This is a genomic window from Verrucomicrobiales bacterium, from assembly GCA_016793885.1.
Lineage (GTDB): Bacteria > Verrucomicrobiota > Verrucomicrobiia > Limisphaerales > UBA11320 > UBA11320.
Genome location: JAEUHE010000037.1, coordinates 1 through 17,658 on the forward strand (window position 1 = coordinate 1; position 17,658 = coordinate 17,658).

Sequence of the window (17,658 nt, forward strand, 5' to 3'; positions counted from 1 at the left end):
GGGTTGTGGATTCTATGGCGTTTTCCCCAGGGTAGCTCGTTCCTCCCAACCCTGGGCTTTGAGGCGCAATCCCGTTGGGATAGGGAGGAAGCCCTCCGAACTTGTGGGTAATGCTCAGGGCACGACACCGCTTTTCCTTCAACCTACAGAAAGCCACTTCGCCCCCCCTCGAACAGGACACCCCAGCCGAGTGATGTGCGGCTCCCACAACTCTAGAGTGATGGCCTGTCCCCTTGGATATCCCCCCCGATGGGCCGAGACGGCCCACACTACAACTGTAGAGTCGTCTGTGTCGGACGATTCCCTACCCCCGCGGGCAACAGGCGTCTCCGTTTCCACTCGCCAGGCCTCGCTGAAAGTTGCTATCCATGCACCGGAGAGTGATGGGTGCCTGGTGGTCCCCACGGTCTTCAAAACCGTCGTCGGCTCGCTTTGCGGGTCGAGGTGTGTTCGATTCGCACCCTCTCCGCCAATCCACCCGTTCTCGTTCTACGTTTAACCTCCCACAACCCGCACCGTGCGGCCTTCGCTTCCGCCATCGAAATCGCCGACAACACCGATATCCACCGCGTCACCATACCCCATGTCCCGAAGTGCGTTCACGGCGTCCTTGGCCACTTCGGCCGGAACCACACCCAACAACCCCCCGGCGGTCTGGGGATCAAAGAGCAACTCATAGCGTCCGGCACCTGTGCTCTCCGGATGATTCACAATCTCACGACCGATTGCCCGGTTCTGCGAAGCCAACGAACTGGTCACCCCCCGAGCCAGCAATTCCAGGGCTCCCGGGAGCGCTGGAATCGCGCCCAAGTCAATCGTGACTCCGAGCGCTGAGGGCCGGCGAAGCTCCAACAAATGCCGCACCAGGCCAAACCCGCTGATATCGGTCATGGCACGCACCCCATACTCCTGCAGGCAAGCCACAGCACGCTGATTCGACAGCAGGGCGTTGGCAATCGACCGCTCTATCCACTCGCCGGTGACTAAGCCGGCCTGCTGCCCCGCGAAAACGATGCCCGTACCCAACGGCTTGGTGAGAATCAGATGATCCCCCGGCTGCCAGGAAAGATGCGCCGCTGGCGACGAGCCATCCAAGGTCCCCTGAACCATCAGGCCGATCGAGGGCTCAGATCCTTCCGCCGAATGTCCACCTATCAGCACCGCACCCGCTTGCTCCAGCTCACGATGAGCTCCCGACACCGTTTGAAACAAGGTCTCTTCCATCTCGACCTCGCCCTCGAAAGGCAGGCTGGCGATCACCAATCCGCTATGCGGCCGTGCGCCCATGGCATACAGATCATTGAGCGCGTGGTTGGCCGCGATGCGGCCGCACAGATACGGATCATCGAACATGAATCGGAAGTAATCGACGCTCTGCACCAAGATCTGGCCGGCCGGGATCGCCACCACCGAGGCATCTCGCCTCTCCGCCAAGCCCACCAACACCTTCGGATCTGGCTGGGATCCCACGCGTTTGAGAACACGAGCCAACACATCGCCTCCCACCTTCCCGCCACAGCCCGCACAGCGCATCGAAGCGCTGAGCGCGGACTCGGCCAGCGGCTTGGCCGGCATCGATCCAGGTTCCAGCTCCTGGTATTGCCTCATCCAGTTGACATCGATCGAGTTTTTCCATCGCCAAACCCAATCGCCCTCCAGGGCCAGCGAGCCGCGTGAAGCGACCGCGTGGCGGTCGCCCGTTGAGACCAAGCTGAGAAACTGACGCTGAGGCCGAAATGGCCGCAGCGGACTTCCCTCCAAGGCGCGACGCAGATTCTCCGCCAGTGGCTTGCCCTGTCGAACCGCGAACACCCCCGCCTTGGGACGCGGATAGGGAAGCACCGCCGCCACATCGCCCGCCGCAAACACATTCGCATGCGAAGTGGACTGCAGGCATTCGTTCACCGCCACGAATCCACGGTCATCCGTGGCCAATCCGGAGTCTCGCAGCCACGACTGGGCGGAAGCGGTCGTGACCCAGAACAACGCATCGAATCCAATCTCCATTCCCGAGGCCGACCGCAACCGATCGGCCGACACCTGCACAATCCGCTGGTTCAACTCCACCCGAACCCCTCGCTCCCGCAGAACCCGTTCAAACCGGCGTCGGACATTGGCATTGTGCGACACCAGCAACTCGGGCGATTGCGTGACCAGGGTAAATTCACAAGGAACCGCCCTTCCCGGCTTTAGACCAGCGGTTTGCTTCAACCGATGTTGCATGGAGAGCAACAGCTCAACTCCCCCGGCCCCACCTCCGACCACGCAAATGCGAAACCGATCGCGGGTCCAGGATGCGGCCCGGCGCTGTACTTCTTCCCAACGCGGTAAGAATTTCTCGATCGGTTTGACGGGAATAGCGTGTTCAGCAGCGCCTGGAATTCCCTCGAGCTGGGGAGTGGATCCAATATTGATGGATAGGACGTCGTAAGGAATCGGCGGACGATCCGCGCAGATCACGCGACGGCCGTCCAAATCCAGGCCCAGAACCCGATCCAGCACGCATCGGACCCCGGTGGCGCGAGCAATTCTCCACAGATCCAGGTGGGTTTGATCGAAAGTATAGTGACCCGAAATCAGGCCGGGCAGCATGCCGGAGTAGGGAGTGTTGACCTGGGAGGAGACCAGCGTCAGCCGTACTCGGGACATGGGATTCATGCCCCAGAACTTCAGAACGCCAACATGCGCATGACCGCCACCCACGAGAACAAGGTTTTGGAAAGCTGGAGGCGACCGGTGCACGGGCTAGGGCTTGGCGGCTTTTTCGGCGAGCTTTTTCTCGATCAGCTTCAGGTAGGTAACGGACAGAGGGTTCTCCGTCCAATAGAGGCTCATCGATTTTTCGAACCATTTTTTGGCTTCGACGTAATTCTCCACCTGAAAATAGTGCCATCCCATGTGGCCAACGGTGTTAAAGCCGTTGGGGTCCAAGGCCAGTGCCTTCTCGAAAAAGGGCAGCGCCTCCGACTTGCGCTCCAGCCAGTCGAGACACATTCCGATGCGGATCAAGGGCCCCGGATCCAAGGGATTGAGCTGCTGAGCCTTTTCAAACCAGCTCATGGCCTCCTTGGCTTTTTGCTCATAGCCGTCGCTGCCATCCGAGCTTTCTTTCCAAAAATGGTCACCGATCGCGTAAGCGGTCTTCGCATTGCGATCTTCAATCGCGAAGGCCCCCTTTAGATGCTCCAAGCGCTCCGGACTCATCACTTTGATGGCCGCCGCGGCAGCCAAGTGATCCGACTCGTGATACAGCCTCAATCCGTGGGGCACCAGATAGGCCAACCCGGCAACGAATGGCAGGCTGACCAACACCCTCATCCAAGCCACTCCACTCAGCCAGTAACGCTCCGTCGAGTAGCGCAAAAAGCCACTCAAGATCGCCATCAGGGTGATGGCCGTAATGGCATTGGCGGGGATGTGCATGTTGAAGTCGTAGACCGAATGCGCCAGGATCGCCACCAAACCGGAACAGGTCCCCAAGGCAATCGCGGCCCGGGTACTCTGCCGCGCGGCTCCCAACTCGTTCGTGCTTCGCTGGAGGTACTTCCAGCTCCGAGCCACCCCCCAAATGAGGGAGATAAAGGTCAAGCCGATCAGGCTCACTCCCACGATGCCCCAATCCGCGAGGGCGTTCAGATAGTCATTGTGTGCCTTGCCTGGACGCCCCACCAACTGATCCGATGCGGCCCGGTACTTACGGTAGCGATCATCGAAGTGATCCGGCCCCCCGCCAAACCATAGGTTCTCGTGCCAGATGGAAACCGCCGCCGGCCAAATCCGATACCGCACGTCGTAAGCGCTACGCAACTCCGTGAGACGGTTCTGACCGGCGTCAGCTTTGCGGGCCACGAAGAACAGGGCGACAGCCAAGGCTCCCAGGCAACCGGCAGCCAGCAGCGCCGGCAGCCAGTTCTCACTGTAGGCGACCAAATAAAGGCCCAAGAGAAACAGAAGCCCCACGCCAGCCGCGCCCCAGCCGGCCCGCGAAATAGTCAAACCCAGTCCCACCAGGATGACCACCGAGGCATAGCCTATGAGCACCTTGGATAAAACGTTGAACCGCCCCGCCATCACAAACGCCACGCCGATGGGCAATATCATTTCCAAGAAGCCGGCCAGGTGATTCGGGTTGATATAGGTTCCTGAAGCGCGACCTTCATAACCATGCGGGCGGGTAAACGTCCACACCTGCTCGGATCGGGTCAAAAACTGATACACCGCGTAGAACGAAATCAACATCGCCAGGACCAGGAACGCGACCGCCACTCTTTGCGTGACCTCCTGACGATGGAGATTGTTGAGAAAAACGAAGAAGATTCCGGCGTAGACCAAGATCCGGAGCAATTCCTGGCGGGCAATGTACTCGATGGGAGCCCGCGTATAACACCAGATGGCATAGCCAACGAACGCGAGCACAGCATAGCAGATGGGTGGGAAAAGCACGCGGTGCTCCGGCGATATCCAGATCCGCAAAACCCAGAGCCCCACCGCCAGGGCGGTGAGACCCAGTGCCCAAACGAAATCCTGCGGACGAACCAACCCCGTCGCCAATGGACCGATCATGAGAACCGCCAAGACCAGCAGCCCAATCACCCCTTCCAAAAGAACGTCGATCCGGGATCGTTCCATTCAGCTCAGGTATTCCCGGGGATCAGCGATCCGCCCCGCCAAGGCACTCGCGGCCACCGTGGCCGGAGAGGCGAGGAACACCTGAGACTCTTTATGACCCATGCGACCCGGGAAGTTCCGGTTGGTCGCGCTGATGCATTTCATCGGCGTGTTCATCCGTCCGAAGGTGTCGACTGGACCACCGAGGCAGGCCGAACATCCGGCATTCTCAGTCATCTGAACACCCGCGTTCACCAAAATGTCCCAAATCGTGGTATTGCCCCAGCGGGTCGATTGCAGATCATGGACGATCTCCGGAGTGGCAGGCACTCCAAAGGTGTCGATGACGACGTGCTTGCCCTGAAGGATGCGGGCGAACTCGACGAAGTCGCTGGTCTTTCCACCCGTGCACGAGCCAATGTAAGCGCGGTCGAGTTTCACATCCATCTCTTTGGCCTTCTTGCGTTGACCCGGATCCGGATGGCAGGCGACCGTGGGCTCCAACTTGGACAGATCGACGGTCATCTCAAAGACGAACTTCTCGTTCTTGCTTCGCTCCACCGGTTCGTAGGTTGCCTTGGTGCCGTTTAGACGCACGCGCGAATCCACATACTCCTGGGTGCGAGCATCGAACTCAAAGATCCCGTTCTTGCCACCCGCCTCGATGGCCATGTTGGCCACCGTCATGCGATCGTCTATGGACAGGCTCTGAACACCCGGACCATCGAACTGCATGGCGCGATAAGTGGCCCCATCAAAACCGATCTCGCCGATGACATGCAAAATGATGTCTTTGGCCATCACCCCAGGCTGAAGCTTGCCTTCCAATCGGAAGTGCATGGATTCAGGGACTTTGATCAACAGCTTACCGGTTCCCATCACAAACCCGGCGTCAGTGTTGCCAATGCCAGTCGCGAATTGGTTGAAAGCCCCGGCCATGCAGGTGTGTGAATCGGTGCCGAAAAGGATTTCGCCCGGACGAGTGTGGCCCTTCTGGGGCAAGGCCGCATGGCAAACACCGGCATAATTGGATCCATATTGGCGCTTCAGCAGCCCTTTGGAGGCATCGAACTTCCAGGCACCATTCGGATCGTCGATGACGTCGTAAAAATACGGAAGATCCTGCTCACGAACGAATTCGCGCAGAATGTCGACATTGCGGTTCGACTTGGAATCGGAGGTAAAGATGTAATGGTCAGGGATGATCACGACCTTCTTGCGGTCCCAAACCTTGGCGGTCTTTCCAAACTCGCGTTTGAACACGCCGATAGTCCCCGGGCCGCACACGTCGTGGGTCATGAGCACATCCGCATTGACCCAGATGTTGTCGCCTGCCGACACCGAGCTTTTGCCGGCAGCACGGGCCAAAATTGTTTCGGTCAACGTCATAGAGGGGACAGACTACTGGAGACCTGGCCGGGGCGCAATACTTGGAAATAGGGCGGATGCAAGGCGGTCGATCTGCCTCAGCACATGGAGTGCGGCAGACCTCTCTCACACCTTGGGCATTCATGGGCTCGACAGAGTCGCTCCCTACCCTTCGAAAACGCCTACTTTAACTCAAACCCATCGCCCCCTCTCTTACCCTTTCTGCTGTCCCTTTCTGCTTGAGAAGCGAATGGACCCAGCTTAAATGGCTCTTTATGAGTCTCACCGACCCGATTCTGATTGCTCGTGGAAAGAACGACTGCTTTCTGCTGCCCTCCATGGCCAATCGGCACGGCCTGATCGCCGGTGCCACCGGGACCGGAAAAACCGTGACCCTGCAGTTGTTGGCGGAACAGTTCAGCCGCATCGGAGTTCCGGTCTTCATGGCGGACATCAAAGGCGACCTGGCCGGGATCACCCAACCCGGCGGCAACCATCCCAAAATCCTGGAGCGGGTTCGCCAGCTCAATCTCGACAACTTCGCGCCGGCCGGGTGTCCAGCCACGCTCTGGGACGTGTTCGCCGAACAGGGGCATCCCGTTCGCTCCACGATCTCGGAAATGGGACCTCTCTTGCTGTCGCGGCTCCTGCAGCTCAACGAAACTCAGGAAGGTGTACTGAACCTGGTGTTCAAAATCGCTGATTCGAACGGGCTATTGCTCCTGGACCTCAAGGATCTGCAATCGATGCTCCAATACGTCGGGGACAATGCCGCCGAGTTCACCACCCAATACGGACGGGTATCCGCAGCGAGCATCGGAACGATCCAGCGAAGCCTCCTGATGCTGGAGCAGCAGGGAGCTCAAAAATTCTTCGCCGAACCCGCGCTCAACCTCGACGATCTTATCCAGACCGATTCCCAAGGACGTGGCATCGTCAACATCGTCGCCGCCGACAAACTGCTCCAATCCCCCAGAATCTACGCGACCTTCTTGCTCTGGATGCTCTCCGAACTCTTCGAGAACCTCCCCGAAGCGGGCGACCTGCCCAAACCGAAATTGGTCTTCTTCTTCGATGAAGCGCATCTGCTGTTCAATGAGATCCCCCCGGCGCTGCTCGAGAAGATTGAACAAGTGGTCCGGCTGGTGCGCTCCAAGGGCGTGGGCGTCTACTTCGTGACCCAAAATCCCCGCGATATTCCTGACCGCGTTCTCGGTCAGCTCGGAAATCGAGTCCAACACGCGTTGCGCGCTTTCACCCCTCAAGACCAAAAAGCCGTGCGAGCAGCCGCCGAAACCTTTCGGACCAACCCGGCATTGAACACTGAAACGGTGCTGACCGAACTGGGTGTCGGCGAAGCCCTGGTGTCCTTCCTCGACGAACGAGGACAGCCTACCATGGTCGAGCGGGCGTTCATCTGCCCTCCCCGCAGCCAAGTCGGGCCGATCACTCCCCAGCAACGCCAAACCATCCTCCAGAACTCAGTCGTTGCCGGAGTTTACGAGAAGGTGGTTGATCGCGAGTCCGCTTACGAGCGGCTCACGGCCGCCCATGGCCACAGCCCAGCAACACCGGCGTCGCCCGCAGCCGGCACCTCTCCGGCCGCGCCGTCCGGAGGAGGCTTCTTTGGCAGTTTGTTCGGCGGGGGGGCCACCTCCGCCCCGACAGCGGCCCCGCTGCCCGGCCTCGGTGGCAATCGGCGACCCGCGGGCCGGCAGCCGGAAAGCCTCGTCACCACCATGACCAAAAGCGCCGTGCGAACCATCGGCAGTTCCCTCGGCCGGGAGATCATCCGCGGGGTCCTGGGCAGCATGTTCGGAGGCCGCAGAAAGTGAGCCTCACTGCCGGTCGATCTGCCTCACCGAAGGGCCGGCTTCGAATCCGAAAATGGTCGGCTGGAAAAGGCTTCCGGCAGGCACTGGATGACCTGGCGGAGGAGGAACCGCTGGAAATCCAGGTGGAAACGCGCTCCGTCAGTGTCACCATGCGAACCCCAGGACACGACGACGAGTTGGCGGCCGGATTTCTCCTGACCGAAGGCATCATCCGGGGGGCGAACGAAATCGCCGCCATCCGGGCCTACCCGCGAAACGCCCAAGGAAACGTCATCAACGTCTTTCTTAAGCCGGAGGTCTCGGTCGACTTCGCCACCCTCACTCGCCATGTTTTTGTCTCCTCCAGCTGCGGGCTGTGTGGCAAAGCCTCCATCGACGCAGTGTTCGGTCACTTTCCACGCATTCGAGGACGCACTCGGGTGACGCCGGAGATTTGGCTTTCCCTGCCAAAAACCATGGCCGCTCAGCAAGAAACCTTCGCACGGACAGGCGGACTCCACGCCGCCGCCCTCTTCGACCTCAAAGGTCAGCTCCAGGTGCTCCGGGAAGATGTGGGACGGCACAATGCGGTCGATAAAGTCATCGGCTATGCCCTTCACCAAGGCTGGCTCCCCCTGAAAGAGTCGATTTTACTGGTGAGCGGTCGAGCGTCCTTCGAGATCATGCAAAAGGCTCTGGCGGCAGGCATCCCCGCGGTCGCCGCCGTGTCGGCCCCTTCCAGCCTGGCGGTCCAGTTCGCGCGTCGGAGCGGTCAACTGCTGGTCGGATTTCTTCGCGAGGATCGGTTTAATCTGTACTCCGGCCAAAAACCGTAAGTCCTTGCTCAATCCCTGCGAAGCGGAAGTGTAGCGCAGATAGGATGTTACCGAGCCATGAGCGCACATTTTTCCCGCAGCGAGATCCTGGGAACGGTTACCCAAAACAGACTGGAATACGAGGTTTGTGCCTCCCTGGAAGGCTCTTTCGATCAAGAACATCAGCAGCTGAAGCTGCGACTTGAAAGCTTCTTGCGGGCCACCGACATTCGGGTCAAAGAGCAGCACCTCAAGCCAAGCTGGCTGCCTCAGGACGAGCAACTCAAGGAAGGGGTGGGCGAAGAGGACGCCCCGGACCTCGTCCGGGAGGTCTTCCACGGGTGGGTTTCCAAAGTCAGAAAAGCCGTTCCCACGATTCTGCATACCTGAGGGCCGACCTCCCTCTCTCCAAAACGACTTTGAATCAACCCTCTAGAAAGCCCGTCTGAGTGGGACGGTCCGTCGTACTCTGTAGTTCAATATGGCCCCATCGCCTTACCTTCGAAAGAGGGCGCTGGTATCGCAACCGTATTTGAGAGTAGTCTGGCCTCCAAACAACGATTCATGAAACCGGTGGTTATTCTATTGGTGCTGGCGAGCCTGGGTTTTGGCGGCTGGTATTGGTACTCCCAAGGCCAAGGCAAGTTCCCAGCCCAGACCGAAGCTCAAGGCTCCGATGAGCGGTCCACGACCGCAGTCGCGGAGACTCGCGACATTCGGTTCACCGTCAGCGCCGCAGGCGAGATCACACCGGCCGAACAGGTGAGCGTCCGCCCCGAAATCAACGGCCGGATCGAGACCCTCACCGTGGATATCGGCGATACCATCAAAAAGGGGGATGTTTTCTTCACCTTGGATGATCGCGATCTTCAGATCGAGAAGGAGACCCGCCAGAAGGATATCGAGCGTGCTAAAGTGGAGATGGACCAAGCGGAACGTACCTACCTGCGCAACAAGCAGCTCTACGAAGAAAGGCTGGTCTCGCTCGAGGTGTTCGAAAAGGAGCGCACCAACTACGAGCTGAAGAAGAACTTTCTCTCCACAGCCGAGAAGGCCATGGAGCAGGCCGTCGACAAGCTCGGAAAAACCCGGATCGTGGCCCCCTTCGATTGCACCATTCTCACGCGTCCCGTCTCCGTGGGACAAGCAGTCTCCGGCTCCGCTGGATTCAACAGTGGCACCGAGGTGCTCACCGTGGCCGATCTGAGCCAACTGATCATCAACGCCCACATCAACCAAGCCGACATCACGCGCCTCAGGGTGAATCAGGAAGTTGAAGTCGCCGTGGAGGCGATTCAAGGGCTGAAAGTGACAGGGGTGGTGGAGCGCATCGCTCCCCAGGCGACGATCAAGAACAACATCAAGGGATTCTCCGCGCGCATCCTGCTCAAGGACGTCGATCCCCGAATCCGGCCCAGCATGACGGCCAATATCAAGATCCCCGTCAGCTCAGCCGATCAGGTGCTCGCTGTGCCGCTCGCGGCAGTCTTCACGGAACTCAATCCGGATACGCAACAGATGGAGCGCTTCGTTTACGTGAAGAACGACTCCGGGTATGAACGCCGCACCATCCAAGTCGGGGTCTCGGACTACTTTTTTGCGGAGATCCAGAAGGGTCTGAGTGCCGGGGAAGTGGTGACCCTCGAAGAACCGAAGGAGGAAGCGGAGAAGCGAACCAAGGGCCGCACCGCCTCAACGTCCCCCGCGCCCACATCCACACCAGCCGTCAAGGCAGCGCCCGCGGTTGCGCCGTCGACCACCAAAACGAACGCAGCCCGGACCGTTTCTGAACTGCAACGCCGAGTGGGGGCGGGCTCTTAAGCAAGCACCGGCGACGACCAAAACTTAAGTTCCCCTCACCTACCATGGCGCTTGTCGAGCTTCGTAACGTCAGCAAGATCTACCAGCTCGGAGGCGAAACCATCCGAGCGCTGGACGATGTCTCGCTGGATATCGATGGAGGTGAGTTTGTTTCGGTGATCGGGCCGTCCGGCAGCGGCAAATCGACCCTGATGCACATCCTCGGATGCTTGGATTCCCCGACCCACGGGACGATCCAGCTGGATGGCCAGATGATCCAAACCGCCACCTCCCGCGAACTGGCTTACATTCGCAACCGCAAAATCGGGTTCGTATTTCAGTTCTTCAACCTGCTGCCGAAACTCAGCGTTCTCCAGAACGTCGAGCTTCCCATGATCTACAGCGGAGTCTCAGGCAAGGAGCGACGGGAGCGGTCCATGGACACCCTCAAGCTGGTGGGACTCGAGAACCGTTCCAAGCACCGGCCCAGCCAGCTCTCCGGCGGACAGCAACAGCGCGTCGCGATCGCCCGCGCCCTGGTCAACCATCCCCGAATCCTGTTCGCCGATGAACCCACCGGCAACCTCGACAGCCATACCGGCGAGGCCATTCTCGAACTGTTCCGCAAGTTGAGCACGGAAGGGCACACCATTATCCTGGTCACTCATGATCCCGAGATCGCGGCGGTAACGCCGCGTCGCATCGAGATCCGGGATGGAAAGATCGCCAAGAACGTCGACGCACGGCTGGCCGGCCTGGATCGTCGTCCGCTGCTCTCCTCAACCCAACCCCCGGGCTGAGATGAACCTCTTCAACACCATCGCCTCCGGGATCAAGGAGATCTGGGCCCACAAATTTCGATCCCTGCTCACCATGCTCGGCATCATCCTTGGCGTTTCGGCCCTGGTGGCCATGTCCGCCCTGGTGAAAGGGATGGAGAACGGAACCCGGGAGGCGCTGGTCGCAGCAGGCGGCTTGGAGAAGATTCGAATCGAGCCCCAGTACGAGCTACCGGTCTACCAGCGACACCTCGCCGACCAGGCGCAGGGGCTGACCATGGATGACGTGGAGGCGCTGAAAAAGGGAGCCCCGCTGGTGACCATGGTGACTCCCGCCGTGGAGCAATACCGCTATCGCGAAGCGATGGTCGCGACCTATCGGGGGAAGACCGCCGAGCCCTTCCTGGTTTCCGGAACCTGGCCCGATGCCATGATCATCAACGAGCACAAACTGGCTCACGGTCGAATGTTCAATGAACTGGACGACGAGATCGCCAGCAGCGTTTGCGTGATCGGCACCGGAATCCGCGATGACCTGTTTGGATCGCCGGAGGAGCTCGGAGAGGAAATCATACCCCTGGGCGAGTCTATCAATATCAACGGCCTCCCCTTCACCATCATCGGAATGTTCGACCAGTATGAAAGCGAGAGCGCCCGCAAGGAGCGCGAACTCCGCAAGCTGCTTCCAAAGGAGGCTCTCAAATCCGGTCCCACCCGAAGCCGCGGCTGGGGTGGAGGCAAAGGCGGACATTTTATCTTCCGCATGAAGAACAACACCATCTTCATCCCACTGAATACCATGATGGTGAAGTTCCGCGGTCTTTCCGGAGGCAGCACCGATACCGGACAGGTCAAGCTCTCGAACCTGAACATGAAGATCCCCAGCATCGACCTGCTCGAGCCCGCCATTCAACAAGTTCGCAACGTCCTCATGGTCACTCACAAGGGGATCGAAGATTTCACTTTTCGAACGCAAGAAGACTGGGCTCAAGAGATCACCACGGTGATTCGGAACGCGCGGCTGAGCGGTGGCGTCATTTCCGGAATCTGCCTGCTGGTCGGAGGCATCGGGATCATGAATATTATGCTAGCCAGCATCTCGGAGCGGGTCCGGGAGATCGGGATACGCAAGGCTGTCGGCGCGTCGACGATGGATGTGTTCATCCAAATCCTGGTGGAAAGCACGGTCATCTCGGTCATCGGCGGAATCGCCGGAATCGGAGCATCGTACGCCCTGGTCCACCTGATCGCTTCGTTCACCCCCACCGACAACACGCCAGTCATCACTCTGAGCGCCCTGCTCGTGGCTTTCGCCTTCAGCGTGGGAGTAGGCATGCTGGCGGGGCTATATCCCGCCATTCGCGCGTCGCGCCTCCACCCCATCCAAGCGTTGCGTTACGACTGACGCGAGTTCGCCGCCATGATTTTTATCAACACGATCCTCATCGGCCTCAAGGAAATCTGGACTCACAAGTTCAGATCGATCCTTACCATGCTGGGCATCGTGCTGGGGGTGGCCAGCTTGGTGGCGATGGCCGCCATCGTGAAAGGCATGGAAAACGGGATGAAGGAGGCCATGATTGCCATGGGGGGGCTCGACAAGGTTCTCATCGAACAACAGAAAGTCCCAGTACATCAGAACCACCTGCGCGACATGGCGCCGGGCAAGACGATCCACGATGTCCGGGCACTGCAGGAGAGCGCCCCACTCCTGCGGGTCATTTCCCCAGAGATGGGACTTGACCGCGTCATGGTATCGAGAGGAGGAAAGTCGATGCGCCCATCCGAGGTGGTTGGCGTTTGGCCGGCGGTGATGGAGATGAACCTTTACGAACTGGCTCACGGTCGCTTCTTCAACGCAATTGATGAGGAAAATGCGCGCAGTGTCTGCGTGATCGGCACTGGGGTGCGAGATGAGCTATTCGGTTCTCCGCAGGAAACCGGGCGCGAGATCATCCCGCTGGGAGAGGAGATCCGCATTAACGATCAACCCTTCACCATCGTCGGCATGTTTAAACATTACGAAAGCGAGATGGATCGGAAAATTCGCGAAGAGGGGATCAAGACTGAAGTCCAAGCGGGGGGGCCAAACCGCCAACGCGGTTGGGGCAGGCGCAACTGGAATGCGTTTTGGAGGAAGAACAACGTGGTTTACACGCCGCTCAACACCATGTGGGTCCGCTTCCGCTCTTGCACCGGCACCAACAATGTTCCGGATCCCACGCTGACCGACATCGACATCAAAGTTGCCAGCCTCGACAGACTGGAACCGGCCCTACAACAGGCTCGCAACGTTCTCATGGTCACTCACCGGGGAATCGAGGACTTCAATTTTAGAACCCAAGAAAATCAGATTGAGGACATCAACAAACGCATCAAGAACGCACGTTTGAGCGGCGGCATCATTGCCGGCCTGAGCCTGCTGGTCGGCGGTATCGGGATCATGAACATCATGCTCGCCAGCATCAACGAACGCATCCGGGAGATCGGGATCTGCAAAGCTATAGGGGCGACCGGATTCTCGATCTTCGTGCAGATCCTTATCGAGAGCATGGTGATCTCAGTACTGGGCGCCCTTGTCGGACTCGGGGCCTCGAAGCTCCTGGTTCTAATATTGAGCGAAATGTCACCCACTCAGAATTCCCCCGTGATCCAGACCGAGGTCATGGTGATCGCCGTCGCTTTCAGCGCCGCCGTCGGAGTGGTGGCCGGCCTCTTCCCCGCCTGGAAAGCCGCCCGCCTCAACCCCATCGCCGCCCTCAGATACGAGTAAATGTGGGGAGTTAGGTGGTAGGTGGTAGGTGGTAGGTGGTAGGCGGTAGGTGGTAGGGTCACTCATCACTCATCACTCATCACTCATCCCTCGTCACTCGTCACTCATCCCTCGTCACTCATCCCTCGTCACTCGTCACTCGTCACTCATCACTCATCACTCATCACTCATCACTCCTCACTCCTCACTCCTCACTCCCCCTCAATTCCCCTTGTTCGTAAAGGCACTCGCTGATATGTCGATGCACACATTGATGAAGCAACTAGCCACCATCACCGTGATTGGACGCGACCGCACTGGGGTCATTGCTCGCGTGACAAGTTTCCTATTTGACCAAGGGGCGAATATCGAAGCCCTGGATGAACAGGTCACTCGAGGTCAATTCAGCATGGTGCTGCAAGCCTCCTGGAATGTCGGGGACTGGGACCGGAACCGGCTCCGCGCCGGACTCGAGCGACTGGGAAAAAACCTCGGAATGGAGATCAAACTACGCTCCAGCTCCGCCGGGGGAAAACAACGGTTCGCCATTCTGGTCACTCGCGAACCCCATTGCCTCGAAGCGCTGCTCGCGGAGGTGAAAGCCAAGCGACTTGGCGCTGAACCCGCCCTCATCCTGGGCAATCACCCTGACTTGAAGCCCATCGCCAAAGCCCATGGAATCCCTTTCCACCTGGTTCCTTGGGAGGATCGCGCTCGAGCTGAAACCGCGGCGCTGAAGATCATCGACGAGGCGGAAGCCGACTTTCTGGTGCTGGCTCGTTTCATGAAAATCCTCTCGCCCAATTTTGTGTGGCGGCACAAGAACAAGATCATCAACATCCACCCCTCCCTGCTCCCCAGCTTTCCCGGGCCGCAGGCTTACCGCCAAGCCTACGAGCGCGGGGTCAAGATCGCCGGCGTCACCGCCCACTTCGTAACCATGCATCTCGATGAGGGGCCCATCATCGCGCAAGGCAGCTTCCCCGTGCGCCCCAACATGAGCCTGCCCGAAATCATCAAGGCCGGCCAAAAACTCGAATCGAAGGTCCTGGTCAAGGCAGTGAAGCTCTTTCTGAAGCGGCGATTGGACGTCTATTGGGGAGTCGTGAAAGAAGTCTAACCAGCTTTTCTCGTTGATCCGACCTCTGGGTAACACGCAGAGTCGGATGCAGTGAAAGGGAGGAACTGGATCTCATCGTTGTTTCGAAGGCTGTGGCCTGGACGCATCCACGCGTCTCGATCCCTGCCTGCCCATCTTCGACGGGGAGCTGCGGGAGAAGCCGCTGCGCGCGAATATCTGGAGCAGCGAGGCTTCCGTTGCCTCACCACCAACTATCGATCGCGACGAGGAGAGATCGATCTCATCTGTCGGGAAGGAATCTGCCTGGTGTTCGTAGAGGTCAAGACACGATCCTCGGAAGACTGGAACCGGCCGGCGGCGGCGGTGAATTGGGCTAAACAACGACGCATCTCCCGGGCGGCCCTTGACTATCTCAAAGACCTAGGCCAACCGCGGATCGTGTTCCGGTTCGACATTGTCGAGGTGCTGATGTCGGGAGACCAGGTGCGGACCATCCGACATCTCCCCAATGCCTTTCTGCTGGCCAAGCCTTATCGATATGGCTGATGCAGCTCGACCTTTGACGTTTTGCGATTCATCCGGATGTTCAACATCTCCACCGCGACGGAAAAAGCCATGGCGAAGTAGACATAGCCCTTGGAGATCTTCTGATGAAATCCTTCGGCAACCAGCAGAGCGCCAATGAGGATCAGGAAACTCAGCGCCAGCATTTTGATGGACGGATGATTCTCCACGAACCGGCTGATGGAGTCCACAAACAACAGCATCACCACCACGGCGATCACCACCGCGGCGATCATGATCCAAACCTGCTTCACCATGCCGACGGCGGTGATCACTGAGTCCAAAGAGAACACGATATCAAGAAGCAAGATTTGAACGATGACCGAGCTGTAGGTGGCTGGCATCGATTTGGTCTTTTCGCCATCAACCCCCTCCAACTTCTCATGAATCTCATAGGTGCTCTTGGCCAGGAGGAAAAGTCCGCCGATGATCAGAATGAGATCCCTTCCGGAAATCGCCACATGCCAGGAATAAAAATCGCGTTCGAAAAACGGCTTTTCAAGCTTCACGATCCAGGCTAATCCGCAAAGCAGAAGAATACGGGTGATCATCGCCAGCGCCAAACCCACCTTCCTGGCTTTGGCTTGCTGCTCAGGCGGCAGCTTGCCGCTTAGAATCGAGATAAAGATGATATTGTCGATCCCCAACACCACCTCCAAGAGCGTCAAGGTGATGAGACTGATCCAGACTTCAGGCTGAGAGATCCATTCCATAGTAATTTCTAGTTCCAGTCATTCCAACAAAACGAAACTTCCCGACAGCAAAAGCTGCCGGGAAGGCATCAACGCTAGCGTCCCAATTATTGGGCGGAAAATTTGTGAACCGTGCTCGTGCGATAAACCTCTCCCGGTCGCAACACGGTGCTGGGGAACTGTGGCTTGTTCGGCGAATCGGGAAAGTGCTGAGTCTCCAAACAAAAGCCAAAGTTCTTGAGGTATCGCTTTCCGCCCTTGCCCGTCAAGGTGCCGTCAAGGTAGTTGCCCGTGTAAAGCTGCACCCCCGGCTCAGTGGTGGAGATAACCATCCGACGGCCGGTGGTCGGCTCATAAACCTCCGCAGCCAGGGTAAGAGTTCCTGCGGAGGTGCGATCGATCACATAGTTGTGGTCATATCCGCCCGGGGTTCCCTTCAGCTGGTTCCATCGGGCGCCGATCGCAATCGGCGCCGTGAAGTCCATGGCAGTCCCGCGAGAGCTCACGACGTCCCCGATGGGAATGCTGGTTTCATCGACCGGAGTGTACCGCTCCGCATTCAGACGCAGGACGTGGCCGAGAATGTCCCCCTCGCCCGCACCCGCCAGGTTAAAGTAGGAGTGGTTGGTCAAATTGATGACCGTGTCTTTGTCAGTGGTGGCTTCGTAGTCGATCCGCAGCTCATCTTGATGGTTCAGGGTATAGGTCACCTTGATGCTCAGGGTGCCCGGAAAGCCTTCCTCCCCATCTGGACTGATATAGGTAAGCTCAAGGGCAGCACCGAGGGGCGTGCTGACATCCCGTGCTTTCCAGACCCGCTTGTCTAAACCCTTAATGCCCCCATGGAGGCTGTTCGGTCCGTTGTTGGCGGCAAGCTTGTAGACGGTTCCATTCAGCAAGAATTGGGCTTTGGCGATGCGATTAGCGTAACGTCCGGTGGTCGCTCCAAAATAAGGATGCCCCTTGAGATAGCCGTCCAGATCATCAAAGCCCAGAACGACGTCCGCCAGCCGTCCCGCGCGATCAGGAACATGCAGTTCGGTGAGCAACGCGCCGTAGGTCATGATCTTGGCCTTGAGGCCACCCCGGTTCAAAAGGGTGTAGATCTCAACCGATTCTCCTTCAGGAGTTTTTCCAAAATCTTGCTTTTCAATCATGGGAGTAGGATTCGCACTCAGATCGTGCTCGTAGCGCCACGACTCGCCCTGATAGGAGCCGCAACCGGTCAATAGAACAAGGCTGGCGAGTACGCCGCCGAAGCTCACGAATGAGAAGATGGCTTTCATGTTTGGCTTTGTCTGGCGTACGAAACCCAACGAGGAACAGTCGATGTCGATCGATGCTTACTCCCAGGGGATCGGAATGCCAGTTGCTTATAGGTCGGC

14 protein-coding genes and 1 tRNA gene are annotated in these 17,658 nt (G+C 58.6%); 10 read left to right on the plus strand and 5 right to left on the minus strand.

The window, feature by feature from the left end; translation table 11 throughout:
* Positions 1 to 375 precede the first annotated feature (375 nt).
* A tRNA-Sec gene (locus JNN07_04805) sits at positions 376 to 472 on the plus strand.
* Positions 473 to 495: 23 nt separating this feature from the next.
* Here the strand turns inward: JNN07_04805 and selD are convergent.
* Genes selD through JNN07_04820 form a run of 3 tightly spaced genes read right to left on the minus strand, consistent with a single transcriptional unit; the run spans position 496 to position 5,997 of the window.
* Positions 496 to 2,742: a selenide, water dikinase SelD gene (selD, locus tag JNN07_04810; protein ID MBL9167039.1), complete on the minus strand. Its 2,247-nt coding sequence runs from the start codon at positions 2,740 to 2,742 to the stop codon at positions 496 to 498.
* Positions 2,743 to 2,745: 3 nt separating this feature from the next.
* On the minus strand, positions 2,746 to 4,629 hold the full coding sequence (locus tag JNN07_04815) for an O-antigen ligase family protein (protein MBL9167040.1): 1,884 nt from the start codon (positions 4,627 to 4,629) through the stop codon (positions 2,746 to 2,748).
* Positions 4,630 to 5,997, minus strand: coding sequence for a 3-isopropylmalate dehydratase (locus tag JNN07_04820; protein MBL9167041.1), 1,368 nt, complete (start codon positions 5,995 to 5,997; stop codon positions 4,630 to 4,632). It abuts the gene before it with no gap.
* Between the two features lie 254 nt (positions 5,998 to 6,251).
* On the opposite strand from JNN07_04820, the gene JNN07_04825 reads away from it, so the two are divergent.
* The 9 genes from JNN07_04825 (at position 6,252) to JNN07_04865 (ending at position 15,563) form a co-directional block, all read left to right on the plus strand.
* On the plus strand, positions 6,252 to 7,811 hold the full coding sequence (locus JNN07_04825) for a DUF853 family protein (protein ID MBL9167042.1): 1,560 nt from the start codon (positions 6,252 to 6,254) through the stop codon (positions 7,809 to 7,811).
* Between the two features lie 44 nt (positions 7,812 to 7,855).
* Entirely contained in the window at positions 7,856 to 8,626 is a 771-nt protein-coding gene (gene fdhD / locus JNN07_04830) for a formate dehydrogenase accessory sulfurtransferase FdhD (GenBank protein MBL9167043.1), read from the plus strand.
* A gap of 57 nt (positions 8,627 to 8,683) precedes the next feature.
* Positions 8,684 to 8,995, plus strand: coding sequence for a hypothetical protein (locus JNN07_04835; protein MBL9167044.1), 312 nt, complete (start codon positions 8,684 to 8,686; stop codon positions 8,993 to 8,995).
* Positions 8,996 to 9,169: 174 nt separating this feature from the next.
* Positions 9,170 to 10,426 carry an efflux RND transporter periplasmic adaptor subunit gene (locus JNN07_04840; protein MBL9167045.1) on the plus strand — a complete coding sequence of 419 codons (1,257 nt, stop codon included), beginning with the start codon at positions 9,170 to 9,172 and terminating at the stop codon, positions 10,424 to 10,426.
* 44 nt (positions 10,427 to 10,470) lie between these two features.
* Positions 10,471 to 11,205: an ABC transporter ATP-binding protein gene (locus JNN07_04845; protein MBL9167046.1), complete on the plus strand. Its 735-nt coding sequence runs from the start codon at positions 10,471 to 10,473 to the stop codon at positions 11,203 to 11,205.
* A gap of 1 nt (position 11,206) precedes the next feature.
* Complete coding sequence (locus JNN07_04850; protein ID MBL9167047.1) at positions 11,207 to 12,589, plus strand: ABC transporter permease; 1,383 nt, start codon at positions 11,207 to 11,209, stop codon at positions 12,587 to 12,589.
* 15 nt (positions 12,590 to 12,604) lie between these two features.
* Entirely contained in the window at positions 12,605 to 13,957 is a 1,353-nt protein-coding gene (locus JNN07_04855) for an ABC transporter permease (GenBank protein MBL9167048.1), read from the plus strand.
* 253 nt (positions 13,958 to 14,210) lie between these two features.
* On the plus strand, positions 14,211 to 15,056 hold the full coding sequence (locus JNN07_04860; GenBank protein MBL9167049.1) for a formyltetrahydrofolate deformylase: 846 nt from the start codon (positions 14,211 to 14,213) through the stop codon (positions 15,054 to 15,056).
* A gap of 78 nt (positions 15,057 to 15,134) precedes the next feature.
* Entirely contained in the window at positions 15,135 to 15,563 is a 429-nt protein-coding gene (locus JNN07_04865; GenBank protein ID MBL9167050.1) for a YraN family protein, read from the plus strand.
* Here the strand turns inward: JNN07_04865 and JNN07_04870 are convergent.
* Entirely contained in the window at positions 15,548 to 16,294 is a 747-nt protein-coding gene (locus JNN07_04870; GenBank protein ID MBL9167051.1) for a TerC family protein, read from the minus strand. The two genes, JNN07_04865 and JNN07_04870, sit on opposite strands and share 16 nt — an antisense overlap.
* A gap of 86 nt (positions 16,295 to 16,380) precedes the next feature.
* A complete protein-coding gene (locus JNN07_04875) occupies positions 16,381 to 17,430 on the minus strand; it encodes a galactose mutarotase (protein MBL9167052.1) in 1,050 nt (349 codons plus the stop codon).
* Positions 17,431 to 17,658 lie beyond the last annotated feature (228 nt).

Excerpts from the sequence above, each read along its gene's own strand:
- JNN07_04825 (MBL9167042.1), top strand. The coding sequence starts at position 6,252 with ATGAGTCTCACCGACCCGATTCTGATTGCTCGTGGAAAGAACGACTGC.
- JNN07_04835 (MBL9167044.1), top strand. The coding sequence starts at position 8,684 with ATGAGCGCACATTTTTCCCGCAGCGAGATCCTGGGAACGGTTACCCAA.
- JNN07_04850 (MBL9167047.1), top strand. The coding sequence starts at position 11,207 with ATGAACCTCTTCAACACCATCGCCTCCGGGATCAAGGAGATCTGGGCC.
- JNN07_04875 (MBL9167052.1), bottom strand. The coding sequence starts at position 17,430 with ATGATTGAAAAGCAAGATTTTGGAAAAACTCCTGAAGGAGAATCGGTT.
- JNN07_04815 (MBL9167040.1), bottom strand. The coding sequence starts at position 4,629 with ATGGAACGATCCCGGATCGACGTTCTTTTGGAAGGGGTGATTGGGCTG.
- JNN07_04870 (MBL9167051.1), bottom strand. The coding sequence starts at position 16,294 with ATGGAATGGATCTCTCAGCCTGAAGTCTGGATCAGTCTCATCACCTTG.
- JNN07_04860 (MBL9167049.1), top strand. The coding sequence starts at position 14,211 with ATGAAGCAACTAGCCACCATCACCGTGATTGGACGCGACCGCACTGGG.
- JNN07_04840 (MBL9167045.1), top strand. The coding sequence starts at position 9,170 with ATGAAACCGGTGGTTATTCTATTGGTGCTGGCGAGCCTGGGTTTTGGC.
- JNN07_04845 (MBL9167046.1), top strand. The coding sequence starts at position 10,471 with ATGGCGCTTGTCGAGCTTCGTAACGTCAGCAAGATCTACCAGCTCGGA.
- JNN07_04820 (MBL9167041.1), bottom strand. The coding sequence starts at position 5,997 with ATGACGTTGACCGAAACAATTTTGGCCCGTGCTGCCGGCAAAAGCTCG.
- JNN07_04855 (MBL9167048.1), top strand. The coding sequence starts at position 12,605 with ATGATTTTTATCAACACGATCCTCATCGGCCTCAAGGAAATCTGGACT.